An 18,835-nucleotide genomic window follows, 5' to 3' on the forward strand; every position below is an offset into this window, starting at 1 on the left:
GGCTTTTGACTGAAAGCTGGTGACAAGACTCGAACTTGCGACCGGCTGATTACAAATCAGCCTAAATTCCTTGTCATGTCTAGGTTTCAGGCTTTTTTCCAAAAATCGATACCCATTTGATACCCAAAATGGGCTGCTTCATCAAAACTTCACACTTGGATCCCGGTTCATCGTCCGAGTTCACTGCTGAGGGAGTCCGCGATCGCCCTTTTCTGACTTAAGCATCTAGACCCAGCTCATCCCAAAAACAGGGTAGGGTTGACGACCAAGCTTAGCGTCCTGCCAGGGCCGATATCATCGCTTCCAGGGTCTAGACAGCTGCTGTATGCAAGGGGGCAGTCTCCCTCCTTCCAGTTGATTGGCTTGCGCGATCGCCTCTCGGCAGACGTCTCAGGCCACGAAGAATCCTAATACTGCATGAAGTTGACATAACCTACCGGGTTTCTTTTCGCCCTGTGGGTACACTGTGATGAGATATTTTTTGCGTTCTTGAAAATTAATTTGCCACAGTTTCAAAGGTTGGTGAAAGCTCACAATGGCTAATGAAGCAAATACTTGTCGTCACTATGTCGTGCCAAAGCTGGAAAAGGCAGGCTGGGACGGACTAGAACATACCTACACTGAGCAGTACTATTTCACCGCTGGAAAGCTGAAGCCAAAGAGTCGACACCAATTACGGGGTCACAAGAAGTTTGCGGATTACGTGTTGCTTTACGCAGGTAGTTTTCCCTTAGCCATTGTGGAAGCAAAGCAGAAACGGAAAGATCCGAATGACGGGCTTGACCAAGCTAAGGACTATGCACAAATTTTAGGTGTAAAGTTCGCCTATTCGACCAATGGTCAGGGGATTGTAGAGCACGACTTTACAACAGGTCTTCAGTCAGACGTGATGGATTCATTTCCAAGTCCTGACGAGCTATGGCAAAGGTTGAGAAAAAGCCAGGGCTTGAATGATGAACTTATCGCAGAATGTCTTTCAAAACCTTTTGATGCAATCGCAGATAAACTACTAGCTCCGTTCAATCCCAACAATGGCAAGGAACCTCGTTACTATCAGAGAATTGCGATCAACAGAGCAGTAGAAGTGATTTTGAGGGGACGACAGCGTCTGTTGATCACAATGGCTACAGGAACAGGAAAAACAAGTGTTGCTTTTCAAATCTGCTGGAAATTGTCTCGTATTGGATGGAATGCAACGGGAGAGCACCGATCGCCTCGTATCCTATTTTTAGCCGATCGAAATGTACTAGTCGATGATCCAAGGAATAAGGATTTTGCGGCTTTTGGTGAAGACAAAATTCGAAAGATTCAAGGTAGTGCCACAAAAGGAAGAGAGCTATATTTTGCTACTTATCAGGCGATCGCCCAAGACACAATGCGCCCTGGTTTGTATCGCGAATATAGTCCCAACTATTTTGATCTGATTATTGTGGATGAGTGTCATCGGGGCAGCGCCAGGGATGAAAGTAACTGGCGAGCAATTCTGAATTATTTTCAACCTGCCTATCAGCTGGGTTTGACAGCAACACCCAAACGGGAAGACAACGTAGACACCTATGCTTACTTTGGCAATCCCATCTACACCTACAGCTTGAAGCAAGGGATCGAGGATGGATTTCTTGCCCCCTATCGGGTGTATCGCATTTCTACTCGATCGGATAGGGATGGATGGCAAGCTGCTGAAGGAGAACTGGATCGCTATGGCCGCACTATTCCAACAGAGCTATATCAAACACCAGACTTCGAGCGGAAACTGGTCAGAAAGTCGAGAACTTGGGCGATCGCCCAACACATTACAGATTTTTTGAAGCGCACTAATCGCAACGCCAAAACCATCGTTTTCTGTGTAGATGAAGAGCATGTCAAAGAGATGGTAAAAGCACTCAATAATCTGAATGCTGATATCACCAAAGACAACCCAGACTACATCAGCCGCATCACCTCAGATGCCAAAGAACTGGGTAAAGCCAAGCTCTATGACTTCAAGGACGTACAGAATACAAGCCACGTGATCGCGGTAACGTCCAAGCTATTAACAACAGGTGTTGATGTGCCCCTATGTCAGAACGTGGTTTTGGCAAGGGTGATACGTTCCATGACAGATTTCAAGCAAATCATCGGACGTGGCACCCGCGTCAAGGAAGAAAAGGGCAAAACTTACTTTAATATTCTGGATTACACCAACAGTACGGTCCTATTTGACGATAAAGAGTTTGATGGAGAACCGGACCTGATCCAAGAGTCTGAGATTGATGATAAGGGGCAAACAATTCCGAGTAGTGAGCACACCCAAGATTTTGAGCAGGATGAGGAAGATCCCAACTATGGCTGGCATGGCCTACCCTCCGAAGAAGACGACGAACTACCGCGTAAGTTCTATGTAGATGGAGACACCGAAGAAATTGTTGATGAACGGCGCTACGACCTGACCGAGGATCAGCAACTTCAGCTATCCCGACTAGTGGACTTTACACGGGAGGAGGTCAGAACGCTATATCGCTCCTCAGTAGAAATACAGCAGCGTTGGGTAGACCCAGGGCAAAGGTCAGAAATTCTCGACCTACTGGCAGAACGAGGCATCAACTTTGAAGACCTGAAGGAAGTTGCTGGCTTACCTGATGTTGATCCCTTGGACCTGCTGTGCCACATTGCCTTTGATGAGCCTGCTTTGACCTATCGGCAACGAGCAGAGAAGCTAAAACGTCGCAGTCCTGACATTTTCACTCGCTACGGTGAAGATGCCAGGGTGATTTTGGAGACTTTGCTAGACAAGTATGCCGAGCATGGCGTGAGCGAGCTGGATGTGCCAACAACCTTCAAGGTCAATTTCCCGGGATACAACCTTCAGGAGATTGCTGACAAGTTTGGCGGGGTAGAGCGGTTGCAAGCGGCAATGCTACAACTCCAAAATCTCCTGTATTCTGCTTAGAGCTAGTTCATTTGATCGAGGGACATGCCAAAGGGAACCCGGAAGCGGAGTGATAAACCTGCCACTACTGAGCAAAAGCTAGCCAGCATCATCAAGTCGGCGCGAGACAAGATGCGGACGGATAAGGGGTTGAACGGAGAACTCGATCGCCTCCCCCAGCTCACCTGGATCCTTTTTCTCAAGTTGCTGGACGACTCAGAAAAACTTCTAGAGGCAGAGGCAGCTCTGTGCGGGCAGCCCTACAAGCCCGTGATCGCGGCTCCCTACCGTTGGCGGGACTGGGCAGCCGATGAGGAGGGCATGAGCGGCGATCAGCTTCGAAATTTTATCAGTAATGACACGGTCACCCTACCCACAGGTCAGGAAGTGCAGGGGTTGCTGGCCTACCTGCGATCGCTGCAATCCAAATCAGGACGCGAACGCGCCGATGTGATCGCCAAGGTCTTTCGGGATGTTACTAACCGCATGACCAGCGGTGCCTTACTGCGAGATGTCCTGAATCTGCTCAATCAGATTCACTTTGACAAAACCGAAGAAGTCCACATCCTCAGCCGTTTCTACGAGGGAATGCTGAAGGAAATGCGGGACGCAGCTGGCGACTCGGGGGAGTTCTATACGCCTCGTCCTGTCGTCAAATTTATGGTGGAGGTCACGGACCCGCAGCTGGGGGACATGATTCTGGATCCAGCTTGTGGGACTGGCGGCTTCCTGGTCGAGGCTTATGAGTACCTGAAGCCTCGGTGCAACACCAAGGACTGGAAGGTCTTGCAAAACAGCCTCATGGGTGGTGAAGCGAAGTCGCTCCCCTTTCTACTCGCGAACATGCACCTGCTGCTGCACGGGATCGAGTATCCCAATATTGATGACAAAAACAGCTTGCGCTTTTCGATCGCCGAGATGGATGAGAGTGACTGGGTAGATGTCATCTTGACCAATCCTCCCTTTGGGGGTGAGGAAGAAGCCGCGATCCAGGACAACTTTCCGCCAGGGCGCAGAACCAAAGAAACAGCCTTGCTGTTTTTGCAGCTGATCATGCGGCGATCGCGCAAAGATGCCCGCAAGCCGGGACGGGCAGCCGTGGTCTTTCCCAATGGAGTCCTGTTTGGCGATGGCATCTGCGGCCGGATCAAAGAAGACTTGCTCAACAACTACAACCTGCACACCATCGTGCGGTTGCCCAATGGCACCTTCGCGCCCTACACCAGCATCCCCACCAACCTGCTATTTTTCGACTGCTCTGGCCCCACCGAAGATGTTTGGTACTACGAGATTCCGTTGCCGGAAGGGCGCAAGACCTTTAGCAAAACCAAGCCCATCCAGGACAGCGACTTTGACGGCTGTCGGGCTTGGTGGAAAAACCGGGAAGCCAATGAGCAGGCCTGGAAATATCCGTTTCGGGATGCCTATCACAAAGCACTCAAGGAGGCTCGATCCCACTGGGAAGCAGCCAAGACAGCGGAGGAAGCAGCCAAGAGTTTGGGCCAAGCAGCTCAGCAACTAGAGGAGAAAATCAAGAATCTGGAGGCGCAGATTTTAGACTTTACTCCCGCGAAGGAAGCAAAAGAGCTTAAGGCACAGGTACAGACGCTTAAGGCTGAGGGGAAGTCTCTGCAAGCGCAAGAGCAAGAAAAGCGGGAACTGGCTAAGGATAGTCAGGTCAAGGGAGATGGGATTTATTGGGCGGTGTACAACCTCGATCAGAAGAATCCCAATAGTCAGAATGAGTTTGAGCACTTGCCCCCTGAGCAGCTGCTCGCAGATATCGCCAAGAAGGATCAGCGGGTAGCGGAATTGATGGCTGAGATTAAAGAAGTATTGGCGACCAGAAAGCAATGAATAGCGATCGGAGTTTAGTCAGAATTAGAAAAATTCTGCAACTTCAACGGCGATGGATACAGTTAGAACCACTGAAGCAATATCAGGAAATTGGACTGCGTTCTTTTGGTAAAGGCATATTCCATAAAACTCCAGTTTATGGGGCTGAGCTAGGCAATAAGCGAGTCTTAGAAATTCATCCTGGAGATTTAGTTTTTAGCAATGTATTTGCATGGGAAGGCGCAGTAGGAGTTGCAGCAGAAGCAGAAAGAGGCATGATCGGCTCTCATCGGTTTATTACCTATACTCCTATTGACAACTCATGCAGCGTTGAATATTTACAGCTTTTCTTTCATTCTCCAGAAGGCTTAGAGGTTATTAGAAAAGTGTCGCCAGGTTCGGCAGGACGCAACCGTACTCTAAACCTAAAACAATTCGATGATGCAATGATTCCGTTACCTCCGATCGCAGAACAACGGCGAATTGTTGCCCGAATCGAGGAACTAGCCGCCAAGATTGAAGAGACACGAGGGTTAAGGAAGAGTGCGATTGAGGAAACAAAGGCTTTTCTCAAAGCAGCAATGGGGCAATTCTTTAAGCCAAATTCTGGATATGAATCAGTTGGCTTAAAAGATGCTTGCATTGCCATTATTGATAATTTACACTCTAATCCAGTTTATTCAAGCGAAGGAATTCCTTGTATTCGCTCATCGGATGTTGGCTGGGGAAATCTTAACTTAGATACAGCACGTAAAACTAGTGAAGAAGAATATCAACGCCGAACGGTTAGAGGTGAACCTACGATTGGTGACATAGTTTTTGTTCGGGAAGGTGGCGGAACTGGTAAAACAGCGCTCGTTAAAGAGAGACAGAGATTTAGTCTTGGACAAAGGGTGATGATGCTGCGCCCAGATCAAGACAAGGTTTTACCAAAGTTCTTTCTATACCAACTTCTTTCTCCATTTCTACAAGAAGAGCAGATTCAACCTAGATGCACTGGATCCGCATCTCCTCATCTCAACATTGGGGATCTGAAAAAGTTTCCATTTTTGCTTCCATCACTACATGAGCAACAGAAAATTGTTAATTATCTAGATAGTATTCAGGCAAAAGTAGATCAAGCTAAGAAACTTCGAGAGGATGCCTTAAAAGAATTTGATGCTCTCTTACCTGCGCTCCTGGACAAAGCCTTTAAGGGTGAGTTATAGAGGAAGCAAGCCATGAACAGAGAAGACTTTGAAAACAGTCCAGTGGGCAAACTGGTACTCATTGAGCAAGGCGATTCCCCCTGCTATGCCTTTGTGCCCAACCCACTACCCCCCAATACCCAACTTGACAACATCATCTGGCGCTCTCTCTCCGAAGCCGATCGCGCTTTAGGTGAGTTAGCGGGCTTAGGGCGCACCATGCCCAACCCTAACCTTCTGATTCGTCCCTTTATTCGTCGAGAGGCTGTTTTATCTTCCAAAATTGAGGGCACACAAACTGAAATCGCCAACCTGTATGCCTACGAAAACGGGCAGCTTTCCCTTCCTGGCCTCAGTCCCCAGCCCCCAGAAGCCGACATGCAAGAAGTGCTGAACTATGTCAATGCTCTGGAATATGGCATTGAACGGTTGGCAACTCTTCCCATTTGCAAGCGTTTTCTCTGTGAACTGCATGAAAAGTTGCTGAAAGGAGTTCGAGGTGAGAATCGAGCCCCTGGTCAGTTCCGACAGTCCCAAAACTGGATTGGCTCATCCAGCGCCTGCATTCAAGACGCACGGTTTGTGCCCCCACCGGTGCCAGATATGAGCGCTTGCCTCAACGCCTTTGAGACTTATGTAAACGGGAAGTGTGACTTCCCGCCCCTTATCCGCATTGGGTTAATTCACTACCAGTTTGAGAGTATTCATCCCTTTTCCGATGGTAATGGCCGTATTGGGCGGTTGCTCATTTCCCTTCTACTCCTCAACTGGAACTTGCTACCCATTCCCCTGCTGTATCTCAGTGCCTTCTTTGAGCGCAATCGCCGCCAGTACTATGACTTGATGCTAGATGTCAGCAAGAAAGGTAACTGGTCTGACTGGCTCTCCTTTTTTCTACAAGGCGTGACTGAACAATCGCGGGATGCCCTTATTCGTGCCAAAAAACTTCAAGACCTACAGATTGAATGGCGCGATCGGCTTTCCCAGGCTCGTACCTCAGCTCTTTTGCCTCGCCTTTCCGATAGCCTTTTCGAGTCACCCCTGATCACGATTCCTCAAGCTCAGAAGCTTTTAGAGGTCACTTACAAATCAGCTCAACTCAACGTTGAGAAGCTTGTTCAAGCAGGGATTTTAGAGCAAATTGACGATTTTTCTTACAACCGCGTCTTCGTAGCGCCAGAAATCCTAAGAATCGTTGGTGAGTAGTAATACTTAAATTTTACTTTAAGACACAAAAGTACAATTCTCGCGAAGTGAATTGTACTTGAGTACAACTTGCTTTTCTCGCCCGACTTAGCGAGCTTTCGGCGATCGCGCATTTATGCGCGTTTCTCTGGGATCAGTGCCCAGCGTTATCCCTCAGCTCATGCGCCATCAACTAATTTGCCGTCAAAGTCCTATGTATTGATTTAGCTCGGTCAGCAGGTCGTTATGGGTTTTCCACTCTTTGACCTTGCCATCCTGATAGACCTTGGCGATGAAGGGGGATGGGTGCTCACGGGCAAACTCCCGCATGGCAGGAAACGCTTTGCGAAAAGCCTCAATCATGTCTTGCCCCGATAGCTTCTGGGACGTCAACACGAACATTCGGATATTGGAACTCGCAACCGCCAATCGCTCCGATGTACGCCTAGCGATCCTGCTGTCCTTGGTCAGGACGATCCAGCCTCGTTTTCCGACTTCGGGCAGCCACTCCTCATCCCTGGCCCCTTGGGGAAAGTGATCGTCGTGGATTGCTACGGTGATGCCTGCTTTTTGCAGCGCCGATGCTACAGTCACACAGCCCAGACAGCGATCGATGAAAAAAACTGTTTGTTTGGGTTCCGTCTCTGTCATGCAGCGTTAGGCAGCTCACACCGGATAGCTTCTTCGATGAAATCGCGATCGCATTGGTAATCCTCAGCCAGATCGGCCATGGAGTCCCCAGCCCGATAGCGCTCTGCCAAAATGCTGGTCGGGATCCCAGTCCCTTCGATTACCAAACGGCCAAAGGCAACGCGCGGATCGATCACAACAATGCGAGGATTATTTTCTTCCTGGGAACGAGTAAAGGGGTAAAGCTTGATGGCCAAACCAGAATCATCCGGTTCAATCCGTTCAAGGTGAGTCTTGAGCGAATCTTTCAATTCCGTTTGGCCCGCGGCTGACGCGTTGATGAGTTCTCCGTAGCGCTCGATAAACAGATCCACGCCGTCGGTACGAAACTCCTCATGGGCCAGTGGGTGAGAAACTTGTACCTGATCCTCGAGGAAATCAAGGGCAGCACGCACTTTACCTAGATCGATGTTGTGGTGCTGACGAATTGCCCGCAAAACGTGCACTTCGACCATGTTAGTAAAGGACAGCAACCTTGGCTTTCGGTCGGCGATCGGAATCAATGGTGAAAAAAACGCTTTGCCCTCTACCGTGGGGTACTTGCGGCCTACAGTCCAAGAACGAATAGTAGCCACCGGAATCCGCAGATATCGGGCTGCATCGCTAATTGAGTAGGTTGGGATATTTCTAGGATCCAAACCACCATAAAACTTGTTCATACTTGGCCCTCCTCTATTGGATTCAAGAGGAAAATGGCTTCGCTTCCCCTATGTGCCGACTAGCATCATAGTGAATTCTCCTGCACCTTCAATTATCCGGGTAAATTGCAGCAGTCTACCAATCGTCTGTGAAGTCCTAGTAGAGAGGGCTTGCCGTACTTTCCGCCATCCTCAAAACGGCAATTAGCCAAACGAACCCATGGGATCCTTGGTTTTTCGTTGGTGTTGGAGCGATCGCAGCTGGGCGATCGCCTCCTTGAGCTGCTTGGCAATGTGGGACTCATAGCGGCTCAGCAGCAAAACCTGCTCTGAGATGGCGCTTGTTGTCCGGGCTCGATACTCCGCCAGATCCCGCTGGTAGCGATCGCCCTCTTGCCGAATCTCCTGCTCAATTTGCTCAATCTGCTCTAAGCGCTGACCAAAGTGGTCTAGGAGCAGCCGATAGGAATCGCGGCCATCCTTCCAGCACCGCCTCGACCCAGGGGGTAGTGCGAGATGCAGCCCCCGGAAATAGCAATAGGCCTCAGCATAGGGGTGGTTTTCCTGCTTCAAGCCCTCTAGCCACGCCTGAGACCGCTCATGGTAGGTGCCCCTAGCCGCTATGGTGAAGCCGGTGTCTGGGTTACCGGGAATGCCCTTGATTGGGTACTCGTTCTGCAACTGCTTCAAATCAGCACAGGTGACCCCTTGCCAGTCCTGCCAAGCATCCGCGAAGTACTTGGACCCATAGGCTGGATAATCCTCCAGAACGTGCCGATCCAGGTACCAGCGCAATAGCCGCTTTTCCGTCGCCAGATTCGTTGGATGATACTGACTCCAAGTGTCATTCACCTCCGCAGGTCGGGACGCAGGATAGCGCTGGTTAGTAGAGGGAGGCCGGACCGGGGGCATCAGCTGGGCATTGCCTAAAGCTGCCTCTGCCTCCCACAGACGATGCTGACGCTGGATGCCCATCGCGATCGCCTGGACCAAGTGCCACTCGATCGCCCCCTGAGGCTCATACTCATCGACCAAGCTCTGTAGGAGCCCCTGAAAAGTCGCTAGATCCTCCCCCGCCAGCAACGGGGGTTTTTGGGCCAGCAAGCCATGCTTGGTGGCATTGCGGGAGGCGATCGCCCTCCCCCGCTCCGTCCTCGGTCCCTTCGATTTCGCCCCATTCATACGACACACCTCAGGGCTCGCAGCCATACCATGACCTCCCAAAAACTCCGCGATCGCTGACTTAGCTAAACCGTACCGTTGTCTACTACTTCCAGATCCTCAATCTGGACGTCACGGACCCCCATCCCCGGCACCTTGATTTTGGCCGTTTGGTGCCCGATGCTGAGCAGCTGGACCTGAGTATCAAGCGCCTTCGAGAAGACCCAGCTTCCACAGCTAGAATGAGTGACTTTTTTCCTGTCACAAGCGTCACTCTTGTCAGCAAAAGCCTGAAAGCTTCGCCCAATGGCCATTTTGGCCGTGACAGGTGGTGTGACGCGTCGTGTGACAGGTGGGAGCATCACAGGCGATAGCACCTTCGAAGCGTCACCCGTGACAGGTGGCTCCTTCAGGCTGACAGATGCCTCCTCAGACCTGTCATCCCCAGAAGCGCTGTCCTCACTGGCTTCTGACAGTTGTGACGGTTGTGACGTTGCCAAAGCCACCTTGTCTATCTGAAGCGATCGCCTACTGCCACCGCGAGAGCGCGTGATATGGATCCCTTTCCCCCTCAGACCAGGCTCCAAGCGCTTGAACGCCTTGCCCAACGCCGTAGGAGTACGGGGCCAGAGCCGACTCTTTCGGCTCGGTTCATCCACATACTGCGCTAGCTCAGTCAACAGCTCACTGGCAGTTCCCCGCCAAGTGCTTCTGGCCTCCATCAGCCGGAGAAGCGCGATCGCGACGATATCTGCCTCCAACGCTGTCTCATTAGCTTCTTGGCGGTTGCTGGCATACACCCGGAGAAACGTACCAGGATCTAGGCCAAGCGCCGTCTCAGCGGCGATCGCAAACCGCGCAAAATCCGCCATTCTCGGCAATCGCTCCACCTGTACCGCCGACAGCTGCTTGAGAGTTTGGCTCAGGGTCGTCAGCAGCGCCCCCAAAATGCGCCCCCGTCCCCGCTCCAATCGCTCCTCTAGCTCCGCCTCCGTCAGCCGAGCCTCCTCAGAAATCACTGGCAGCTGGATCAGCAGCGATCGCTCTAGCAAATCCCCCCGACTCATCAGATCATCAATGCTCGTCAAGATCTGCGGACGGATAAACTCAAACACCGTTTCCTCACCGTTCTCATACAGCGTACGAGTTGTAAAACCGCCCCCTGTACTGATTCGGCATAGGGCATCCGACTGATCCGCGCTCAAGTGGGAAAGGTTGTCGTAGGCCAATATCCACCGGTTTTCCGCTTGAATGGCCAAATTCCGCAAATCTGAGACATGGGGAATCAGAGGCGCTTTGCCCGGATCCACAAATGACTTTAGCAGCCTTGCCGTAAAGCTTTTCCCTGTACCCTGCTCCCCCGAAAGGACCAGAATCGGGTGGGGATAGCTGGGGGAAAAGCTAAACAGCAGCCAAGTACTCAGCAGCACCCAAGCCTCCTCATCCAGGTTGAGGAGATTTTTTAGCTCAGACAGATTCCCTCCTACGACCGGCACCGGCAAGGGAAGCAGGTTCTCCGTCCTGCGAAATCGGACCGGATAGTCCGAGACGAGCCGCCATCCGGCAGCGTCGATCTCAACCGCTTGCCAGTCATCTCGGCCTAGATCGAGATAGAGCTTTTCCCCGTGGGCAGCCACTCGCAAATGCACCGCTTGGGTATCTCCTTGATAGATTGCCTGCCCTTCCAAAACCCCTAGTACCTGCTGCAACGACTCCGCCCCAGACGTCTTGCCGTGCTGCGTAAAGAGCTCGTATTGCAGCCACTGCTTAAAGCGTTTCCCCCTAACGGGCAAGGTTTGGCGGACGTCTCCCAGGACCAGATCCACATAGGCTGTGTTGTCCGGAGTATGGAAGTAGTGCCCCTGTTTAGCAATTTCAAGCAATCGCTGAGCAATAGTTTGCTCCGGGGTGCGCGTTTTTTTCTGGCCAGCCGGTGCTTGAAGGGGGATCGGGCGTTTCGGAGCGATCGCCGCCAAAATCTGCTCAGCCGTCACCTGGTCTCGCTCAACCCAGTCAACTAGGTCAAGCCCGCCATTTTTGGGCAAGCGATCCCAGACAGGAGACTTGGGAAAGGCATACAGCCATTGAGCCTCCGGAAAATCCTGCTCAACCTCCAGACAATGCTGAATCCCTGGCAAGTCTTGATCCGGGCACAGCACGACCTTGGCCCCCTTCAAGTCTTCCAAGTAGTTCGGGTAACCATACTGACGCCACTTTCCGGCCCCACCAATCGAGCAAGTAGCAGGCAGCCCCAGGCTCAGGGCCAGATCGACCTTACCCTCACCTTCCAAACAGAGGATGGGTTTGCCCTTGGCGATCGCCTCCTGATTAATGGGATCCTCAATCCGATACAGTCTCAGCTTTGACCGGATTTCAGGGGGCACCCCCTTAACCCATGCATTCCCGTTCCAGTGCGACTGGAAGATTTTCTTCTGACCCTCGCCATTATCGTTGCGGGTCACCCTCAGCAAAGGCGCGCCATCCACATCTTTATAAGTGAACTCCCGCCTAGATCTGGGCCGAATCGACTTCTTAGGTCGGTCCTCACTCAGGAAATACTGCCCCCAGATGTCCTTGGAGCCCCGATAAACATAGCCAGAAACTTCAGCATCCTGTTCTACGTAGGTGTGGCAAAGGACAACGCCCTCACCCAATCGGCAATCCCCATCTTTGGTCCGTCCACAAATCGGGCAGGGGTTATTTTTCCCAGAAAGCTGATATTTCGAGGAATGGCTAGAATGGGAAAAATGATCATGTTGATTAGAGCGATCGCCCCCACTGTTACTAGGAGCGATCGCTTTTTGCTGCTTTTCAGACATTAGCCCGCCTTTCGCCCCCGCTTCTTCGGTTGGTTGCAAGGCAGAGTCGCTAGATACGCTTCGATCGCTTTCCGATGTGCTTCGGGATTATTGCGATGAAGACCCCAATCAGCCAGCAGCAGCGCGTTATAGCGAATCACTCGGCTGTTCCAAATGTGGTAATGGATCCCCTCAATCAGGGTCGACCCTTTTTGCAGCCGGTACTTTTTCAAGGTCTCTGCACTAATCCCCAACAAAGACGCCGCTTCGTGCTTATCAACCAGATGCAGGCAATGCAGCGGGCTTTGATGATACGTACTGGGAGAAATAGTCGCAACAGACCGTAGCACATAGTCCTTTCCAGGACTGCACTTGTCGTTCATAATTTGAGTATTAGCCTACCGATCGGTAGGCCACGAATCTGCTAGCGGATCGTCTGCAAAACCAGGCCGCTCAGCAGGTTGACGAAAGGTAAACCCCTTGTAAGATTCCAGCTGCAACTGGATCTGCAAGGGGTTTTTCACGTTTGCGAAAAATTGAACAAGAATTACATTTCAAACGCGAACACCTTTCTGACTACGATAACAGCTGAAACTCGAAATGAGATCAAAATTGATCGACTTTTTTGGGTATTTCCGACACATTTTGCGGAAACTTCAGTCGACTACCGTTAGAACAATCATGTGTAGTTTAAGAAGTGGCTTAAATTCTTTCACATCGTGTGTACGATACGAAAAGGAGCCCGATCTGATTGGTCTAGAGTCAAGTCAGAAGAGCTTGTTCACTTGTTCACATGAAATTGACTTCTACTTCCGACTGAAAGATCTTGCCAACACAAGGAGTGGCTTATTTTTTTTCACATCGTACACACGAAACGAAAAGGAGCCCGATCTGGTTGGTCTAGAGTCAAGTCAGAAGGGCTTGTTCAAATGAAATTGACCTTTACTTCCGACTGAAAGATCGTACTTACACTCTGAAAGATCTTGCTTACAACTCAGGCACCTGAACATAATCGGTAGGTTTTGCGTATACGCGATCGATCATCTGGGCAGAATTTCCAACCCACTTAGCAATCTGGACACTCGAAATATCGGCTTCGCGGCAAAGGCTACAAAAAGTGTGGCGGGTTTGGTAGGGGTTGCGATACTCGATATCTGGCAGTTCGCTGAGGATCGTTACCCATGCCCTGGTTGTAAAGTTGTGCCAGTCAATGAAGCGATTTTTGGGACTGGGAAACACCAAAGCTTCCGGATCAGCGGTTCTCGGCTGAATTGCCTTGAGCAGAGTGTTGAGTTGAGGATTGATCGGGAATTTTCGCTTACTCTGCGTTTTGAGCCCTTTCTTCAGGATTGGACGATGGGTTGCACCAATAACGACTGCCTGGTCAAACGTGATTGCTGTACGCCCAATATGCTTCCATTGGAGGGCGATCGCCTCTGATGGCCTGCACCCCGTAAAGAAGAGAAACTCTACCAAAGGGGCATAACAACGGTAGTACCGATTCTCCTTAAATGCCGCAATGATCCGATCGCGCTCCTCACGATTAAAAGGATTGACCTCTTCTTCTTCGGTGCCAGATTTTTTCACCTTAATCTCAGCAGCCATACTCTGAAACGGATTGGAGCCAATCAAGCTAGACTTTCTTGCCCAGTTACAGCATGCAGCAAGGTGCATCATGAGCCGCCTAGCCGTACCAGCAGGAACATTAGCTGTCAGCCAATCAAACACTGCTTGAGCATCGGACAGATACTTGTGCGGACAGTTCTCAAGATGCTTAGCAACCCAACCATACATTCGCAGAGTCGAAGGCGACTTACCCGCTTTTCTCGCCTCCACATAGCACTGCCAAATTTCAGACAGACTCATCGAAGCCTCAGGCTGTATGTCCGGCTCCGATACTGACAAAAACGACTCCGGTTTGTATTTTTCTAGCGAAGGATCAAAATAGCTTCCTCCGTGGGCAAGCTGCAAAGCCATATCATCTTCAATCTGCCTTGCCCTTGCCTCAGCTATTCGCCGATACGCTTGGGTATCAGGAATACCCAAAGTCATCGCATACCGCTGGCCATTGAAGCGAAATCGGAGTCTTAAACGTCCCCGGAAACTCTCAACTGAAACTGTTCCTTTCGGACTCTTACCCGTTGACGTTCTATCGTTGCTGAGCATAGTTCCCGTAGTTCAAGTGAACTGATACCCAAACGATACCCAAACGATACCCAAAATGCCCCTAGAATCCCCAATCTTTGCAAGATTTTTAGTTCTGACGCACTAGTTCAGGACTAGAAGCCAGAAACGCAAAAGCCCGGAAACCGCGCCGTTTCGGGGCTTTTGACTGAAAGCTGGTGACAAGACTCGAACTTGCGACCGGCTGATTACAAATCAGCTGCTCTACCAACTGAGCTACACCAGCAGTGAAAAATATCATAGCAAAATGTGCCCCGCAGAGGCGATCGCGTTGAGGAAATGGGCGGGCGATCGCCTTCCGCAAGATTTGCGTTGCGCAGAGTCCCTCGGTATCATCTATACTTTGGGTTTCTAAACTCAGTATTCCGATCGGTTAACCGTGGATTGGTAAGGAGCGTAGGGCATGCTTCCGTGGCGACTCAGAGGCCCCAAGCGATGGGGGGCGCTCTTCCTAGCAGGATTGGGGCTGGCCTGGGCGATCGCTGCTTGCAGTCGTCCCCCGATTCCTGGTGGCTCTGCCACGGCGGCCCCTGAAGAGGTGGAGCTGACCCTCGTGTCCTTTGCCGTGACCAAAGCGGCCCACGAAGCCATCATCCCAAAGTTTGTTGAGCAGTGGCAACGGGACCATGACCAAATTGTGCGGGTCCGCCGGAGCTATGGCGCGTCCGGCTCCCAAACCCGCGCGGTCATCGATGGCCTCGATGCAGACGTGGTGCACTTGGCCCTCGCCCTCGACACCGAAAAGATCGAGAAAGCTGGCTTGATCGAGCCGGGATGGGAGCAAGAGCTACCCAACAACAGCGTGGTCAGCCAGTCCGTCGCGGTGATCGTGACGCGCGAGGGCAACCCCAAGAATATTCAGCGCTGGGAAGATCTGACCCGAGACGGCGTGCAGCTGATCACGGCGGATCCCAAGACGTCGGGAGCCGCCCGCTGGAATTTCTTGGCGCTGTGGGGAGCCGCGATCGCCGACCAAAAAAGCCCATCTGAGGCTAAGCAGTTCGTGCAGCGGGTCTACGGCAACGCGCCCATCCTGGCTCGGGACGCTCGGGAAGCCAGCGCCGCTTTCCTCAAGCAGGGCCAGGGAGACGCCATGATCAACTACGAAAACGAGATTATTCTGGCCAACCAGCTCGAAACGTCGCTGCCCTACGTGGTCCCCTCGGTCAACGTGTCCATCGACAACCCAATCGCCGTTGTGGATCAAAATGTCGACAAGCACGGCAATCGTGAGGTCGCTGAGGCCTTTGTGCGCTATCTCTTCACGCCCGAGGCTCAGCGAGAGTTCGCCAAAGTGGGATTTCGGCCTGTTGACCCGGGGCTGCGGCAAGATGCGGCCATCATGGCCCAGTATCCCGCCATTGAGACGCTCTACGAGGCCGCAGATTTTGGCGACTGGGACACAATCCAGGCCCAGTTCTTTGCCGATGGCGCAGTCTTTGACCAAATCCAAGACGCTCTCCGCCGCTAACCCTTTCCCGTTTTATTGTGCGATCGCATGGGGTCCTTCATGGCTGTTTCTTCTCCTCCCGCCGCTTCTCGTGCTTCATCGTGGCTTGGGCGATTGTCCTGGCCGTGGCGGATCACCATTGGCTACCTGACGCTGATGCTGCTGCTGCCCATTGCGGCGCTGCTGCTCCGGGCCAGCCAGGTAAATTTCCAAGATTTTTGGGCGATCGCCGCTAGCCCGATCGCCCTCTCGGCCTACGATGTCACCTTCGTCACGGCCCTGGTCACGGCCCTGATCAACGGCGTTTTTGGCACCCTGGTGGCCTGGGTGTTTGTGCGCTACGACTTTCCCCTCAAGCGCCTGATTGACGCGGCGGTTGACCTGCCCTTTGCGCTGCCCACCGCCGTCGCTGGCCTAACGATCGCCACGGTCTACAGCGACAAGGGCTGGATCGGCAGTCTCCTGGCACCGCTGGGGATCCAGGTCTCCTTCACGCGGCTGGGGGTCGCGATCGCGATGCTGTTCATCTCTTTTCCCTTTGTGGTGCGGACCGTGCAGCCGGTGCTGCGAGAAATGGAAAAAGACATCGAGGAAGCGGCTTGGAGCTTGGGGGCTTCCCACAGCGAGACCTTTTGGCGGGTGATTTTGCCGCCGCTGCTGCCCGCCATCCTGACGGGGGTGGCTCTGGGCTTCTCGCGGGCGGTCGGCGAATACGGCTCCATCGTGATCGTGGCTTCCAATCTGCCGTTTCAGGACTTGATTGCGCCGGTGCTGATTTTCCAGCGCCTTGAGCAGTATGACTACGCCGGGGCCACCGTGATCGGGACCGTGATGCTGATCATCTCGCTGCTGCTGCTGTTTGTGATTAACCTACTCCAGGCTTGGGGACGACGCTATGGCTAATGCAACGCCCTCGATGAACTCGACGAAACCCAACCCAGGGAGCGATCGCCCCCGCAACTTCCTCGACAAAGAGCAGGGCCTGCGGCTCGTCCTGATTGGGGTAGCACTGCTCTACATCTTTTTGATCCTGTTTGCCCCGGCCCTGAATGTCTTTGTGCAGGCTTTTAGCAAGGGGATTGGACCTTTCTTCAGCAATCTGACCGCGCCGGACTTTGTGGCGGCGGTCCAGATGACGCTGATTATTGCTTTTATCGTGGTGCCGCTGAATGCCATTTTTGGGCTGTGCGCCGCCTGGGCGATCGCCCGTCACCAGTTTCCGGGTCGGGCTTTGGTGATCAGCATCTTGGACCTGCCTTTTGCCATCTCCCCGGTGGTGGTGGGCCTGATGCTGGTGCTGCTGTACGGGCGCAGCGGCTGGTTTGGCCCGCTCCTGAGCGCGACCGGCTTCAAGGTCATCTTTGCTCTGCCCGGCATGGTCCTGGCCACCGCCTTCGTAACCCTGCCCTTTGTGGCGCGCGAGGTGATTCCGGTGCTCGAAGAGGTGGGCGTCGACCAAGAGGAAGCGGCCCGCACCCTGGGGGCCAGCAACTGGCAGATTTTTTGGCGCGTTACCTTGCCCAACGTGCGCTGGGGCTTGCTCTACGGCCTGATCCTCACCAACGCTCGGGCCATGGGTGAATTTGGGGCGGTGGCAGTGGTCTCGGGCAACATCATCAGCAAAACCCAAACCCTGCCGCTGTTTGTCGAAGAGGCCTACAAGCAGTACCAAACCCAGGCAGCCTTCTCTGCGGCGGTCCTGCTGGCCTGCCTCGGTCTCGTGACGCTGGTTCTCAAGGAAATCCTGGAGCGCAAAACCCAGATCAACCACGTTTCTGAAGAGTAGGCCGCCCTGCAAAATCCATACAAAATAGCGATCGCCCGAGTGCTCTCACTCCAGGGGCGATCGCCCATTTCCAGTCCCATCTCATCAAGCTGGCCCCTAGGCCATACTGTTTTCGATCGCCCAGCGCGCTAGCTCCGTCCGGTTGTGGAGGCCGGTCTTGCCCAGCATATTGCTGACGTGGCTTTCAATGGTTCGCTGGCTGACGTTGAGCTCTTCGGCAATTTCGCGGTTCGCCATGCCCCGCGCCACGTACTGCACCACTCGCAGTTCCGTTGGCGTCAGCTCTACGTCGAAGGGCACCTGAATCTTGGGTCCAGCCTCACCGCCCTTATTTTGGTGCTGGATCAGGCGCGAAGCCTGCTTGAGGGAAGACTCCACTTGAGCCACCAATTCCTCAGGCTCAAAGGGCTTCACCATGTAGACATCGGCTCCGGTATTCAAGCCCTTGACCCGATCCTGGCTCTGGCCCTTGGCCGACAAAAACAATACCGGAATCCAACTGGTGCGGGCATCTTCTCGAACATGCTTGACCAGAGAATACCCGTCCATCTCTGGCATCATCACATCACAGATGATCATGTCAGGGATGTCCCGCTCAAGAACCTCAAGTGCCTCGCGACCGTTCTCGGCTGTAATGACTTCGTACCCGCGGAACTCTAGGTAATCCTTGACAAGCAAGATCAAGTTTGGGTCGTCATCGATGAGCAGAAGTCGCTTGTGATCTCCCACGCTGGTTTCCTTCATACTGTGCTACTCGCCGTGCCTGAATTTATCAAAATTTATCAGCAGGCTTGATGCTACGCTGCTCAGTAGTATTGCACTTCTCCGCGGCTTCTGCTGCCATTTTCCATCGATTTCTTCAAGGCTAGTGTCAACCGTGAATTCAGTGTCAGAGGAATGTAGTAGAAGTGCAGAATCAGTACTGAATTTATCGAGATATTATAGACGTCTTTCCCTCTGAGGATCTGACAAGATCCTCTCAAAGCGCCGAAATTCTGTTAAGTCTTATCTC

The 18,835-nt window shown here is 52.5% G+C and carries 14 protein-coding genes and 1 tRNA gene; 7 read left to right on the forward strand and 8 right to left on the reverse strand.

The features are described from left to right. Positions 1-535: 535 nt before the first annotated feature. The 4 genes from hsdR to GEI7407_RS17255 are packed head-to-tail and all read left to right on the forward strand — an operon-like array spanning position 536 to position 7,137. Positions 536-2,929, forward strand: coding sequence for an EcoAI/FtnUII family type I restriction enzme subunit R (gene hsdR / locus GEI7407_RS17240; protein WP_015173494.1), 2,394 nt, complete (start codon positions 536-538; stop codon positions 2,927-2,929). Positions 2,930-2,953: 24 nt separating this feature from the next. Further along, positions 2,954-4,765, forward strand: coding sequence for an N-6 DNA methylase (locus GEI7407_RS17245; protein WP_015173495.1), 1,812 nt, complete (start codon positions 2,954-2,956; stop codon positions 4,763-4,765). Next, positions 4,762-5,952: a restriction endonuclease subunit S gene (locus tag GEI7407_RS20450; protein WP_015173496.1), complete on the forward strand. Its 1,191-nt coding sequence runs from the start codon at positions 4,762-4,764 to the stop codon at positions 5,950-5,952. Before GEI7407_RS17245 ends, GEI7407_RS20450 begins: the two co-directional genes overlap by 4 nt. A gap of 12 nt (positions 5,953-5,964) precedes the next feature. Then, entirely contained in the window at positions 5,965-7,137 is a 1,173-nt protein-coding gene (locus GEI7407_RS17255; protein ID WP_015173497.1) for a Fic family protein, read from the forward strand. 183 nt (positions 7,138-7,320) lie between these two features. Here GEI7407_RS17255 and GEI7407_RS17260 read toward each other — a convergent pair whose 3' ends face one another. The 7 genes from GEI7407_RS17260 to GEI7407_RS17290 all read right to left on the reverse strand — a co-directional run bounded on the left by GEI7407_RS17260 (position 7,321) and on the right by GEI7407_RS17290 (position 14,813). Continuing rightward, positions 7,321-7,767, reverse strand: coding sequence for a hypothetical protein (locus GEI7407_RS17260; RefSeq protein WP_015173498.1), 447 nt, complete (start codon positions 7,765-7,767; stop codon positions 7,321-7,323). Beyond that, positions 7,764-8,465 (reverse strand): DUF433 domain-containing protein, encoded by a 702-nt coding sequence (locus GEI7407_RS17265; RefSeq protein WP_015173499.1) that lies wholly within the window; start codon positions 8,463-8,465, stop codon positions 7,764-7,766. The genes GEI7407_RS17260 and GEI7407_RS17265 overlap by 4 nt, the downstream gene beginning before the upstream one ends. Before the next feature lie 183 nt (positions 8,466-8,648). Next, positions 8,649-9,653 carry a hypothetical protein gene (locus tag GEI7407_RS19755; protein WP_015173500.1) on the reverse strand — a complete coding sequence of 335 codons (1,005 nt, stop codon included), beginning with the start codon at positions 9,651-9,653 and terminating at the stop codon, positions 8,649-8,651. A gap of 38 nt (positions 9,654-9,691) precedes the next feature. Beyond that, complete coding sequence (locus GEI7407_RS19760; RefSeq protein ID WP_190274150.1) at positions 9,692-12,091, reverse strand: hypothetical protein; 2,400 nt, start codon at positions 12,089-12,091, stop codon at positions 9,692-9,694. Positions 12,092-12,423: 332 nt separating this feature from the next. Further along, positions 12,424-12,786: a hypothetical protein gene (locus GEI7407_RS17280; protein WP_015173502.1), complete on the reverse strand. Its 363-nt coding sequence runs from the start codon at positions 12,784-12,786 to the stop codon at positions 12,424-12,426. Positions 12,787-13,390: 604 nt separating this feature from the next. Next, positions 13,391-14,569 carry a tyrosine recombinase XerC gene (xerC, locus tag GEI7407_RS17285; RefSeq protein WP_015173503.1) on the reverse strand — a complete coding sequence of 393 codons (1,179 nt, stop codon included), beginning with the start codon at positions 14,567-14,569 and terminating at the stop codon, positions 13,391-13,393. A 171-nt stretch (positions 14,570-14,740) separates the two neighbouring features. Next, positions 14,741-14,813: transfer RNA gene (locus GEI7407_RS17290), tRNA-Thr, on the reverse strand. A gap of 177 nt (positions 14,814-14,990) precedes the next feature. Here GEI7407_RS17290 and GEI7407_RS17295 point away from each other — a divergent pair. From GEI7407_RS17295 to cysW, 3 genes are read left to right on the forward strand one after another with little or no spacing between them, the layout of a single operon-like run. Further along, positions 14,991-16,058 (forward strand): sulfate ABC transporter substrate-binding protein, encoded by a 1,068-nt coding sequence (locus GEI7407_RS17295; protein WP_015173504.1) that lies wholly within the window; start codon positions 14,991-14,993, stop codon positions 16,056-16,058. 39 nt (positions 16,059-16,097) lie between these two features. Further along, positions 16,098-16,940, forward strand: a complete 843-nt coding sequence (gene cysT / locus GEI7407_RS17300; RefSeq protein ID WP_041269197.1) for a sulfate ABC transporter permease subunit CysT — start codon at positions 16,098-16,100, stop codon at positions 16,938-16,940. Continuing rightward, the gene (gene cysW, locus GEI7407_RS17305) at positions 16,933-17,823 is read left to right on the forward strand and encodes a sulfate ABC transporter permease subunit CysW (RefSeq protein WP_015173506.1); all 891 of its coding nucleotides are present in this window, start codon (positions 16,933-16,935) and stop codon (positions 17,821-17,823) included. Before cysT ends, cysW begins: the two co-directional genes overlap by 8 nt. A 96-nt stretch (positions 17,824-17,919) precedes the next feature. Here cysW and GEI7407_RS17310 read toward each other — a convergent pair whose 3' ends face one another. Further along, a complete protein-coding gene (locus GEI7407_RS17310; protein ID WP_015173507.1) occupies positions 17,920-18,567 on the reverse strand; it encodes a response regulator transcription factor in 648 nt (215 codons plus the stop codon). Positions 18,568-18,835 lie beyond the last annotated feature (268 nt).

The organism is Geitlerinema sp. PCC 7407 (assembly GCF_000317045.1).
Classification (GTDB): domain Bacteria; phylum Cyanobacteriota; class Cyanobacteriia; order PCC-7407; family PCC-7407; genus PCC-7407.

Coding starts and splice junctions, on each gene's coding strand:
- hsdR (WP_015173494.1), top strand. CDS start 536: ATGGCTAATGAAGCAAATACTTGTCGTCACTATGTCGTGCCAAAGCTG.
- GEI7407_RS17245 (WP_015173495.1), top strand. CDS start 2,954: ATGCCAAAGGGAACCCGGAAGCGGAGTGATAAACCTGCCACTACTGAG.
- GEI7407_RS20450 (WP_015173496.1), top strand. CDS start 4,762: ATGAATAGCGATCGGAGTTTAGTCAGAATTAGAAAAATTCTGCAACTT.
- GEI7407_RS17255 (WP_015173497.1), top strand. CDS start 5,965: ATGAACAGAGAAGACTTTGAAAACAGTCCAGTGGGCAAACTGGTACTC.
- GEI7407_RS17260 (WP_015173498.1), bottom strand. CDS start 7,767: ATGACAGAGACGGAACCCAAACAAACAGTTTTTTTCATCGATCGCTGT.
- GEI7407_RS17265 (WP_015173499.1), bottom strand. CDS start 8,465: ATGAACAAGTTTTATGGTGGTTTGGATCCTAGAAATATCCCAACCTAC.
- GEI7407_RS19755 (WP_015173500.1), bottom strand. CDS start 9,653: ATGGCTGCGAGCCCTGAGGTGTGTCGTATGAATGGGGCGAAATCGAAG.
- GEI7407_RS17280 (WP_015173502.1), bottom strand. CDS start 12,786: ATGAACGACAAGTGCAGTCCTGGAAAGGACTATGTGCTACGGTCTGTT.
- xerC (WP_015173503.1), bottom strand. CDS start 14,569: ATGCTCAGCAACGATAGAACGTCAACGGGTAAGAGTCCGAAAGGAACA.
- GEI7407_RS17295 (WP_015173504.1), top strand. CDS start 14,991: ATGCTTCCGTGGCGACTCAGAGGCCCCAAGCGATGGGGGGCGCTCTTC.
- cysT (WP_041269197.1), top strand. CDS start 16,098: ATGGCTGTTTCTTCTCCTCCCGCCGCTTCTCGTGCTTCATCGTGGCTT.
- cysW (WP_015173506.1), top strand. CDS start 16,933: ATGGCTAATGCAACGCCCTCGATGAACTCGACGAAACCCAACCCAGGG.
- GEI7407_RS17310 (WP_015173507.1), bottom strand. CDS start 18,567: ATGAAGGAAACCAGCGTGGGAGATCACAAGCGACTTCTGCTCATCGAT.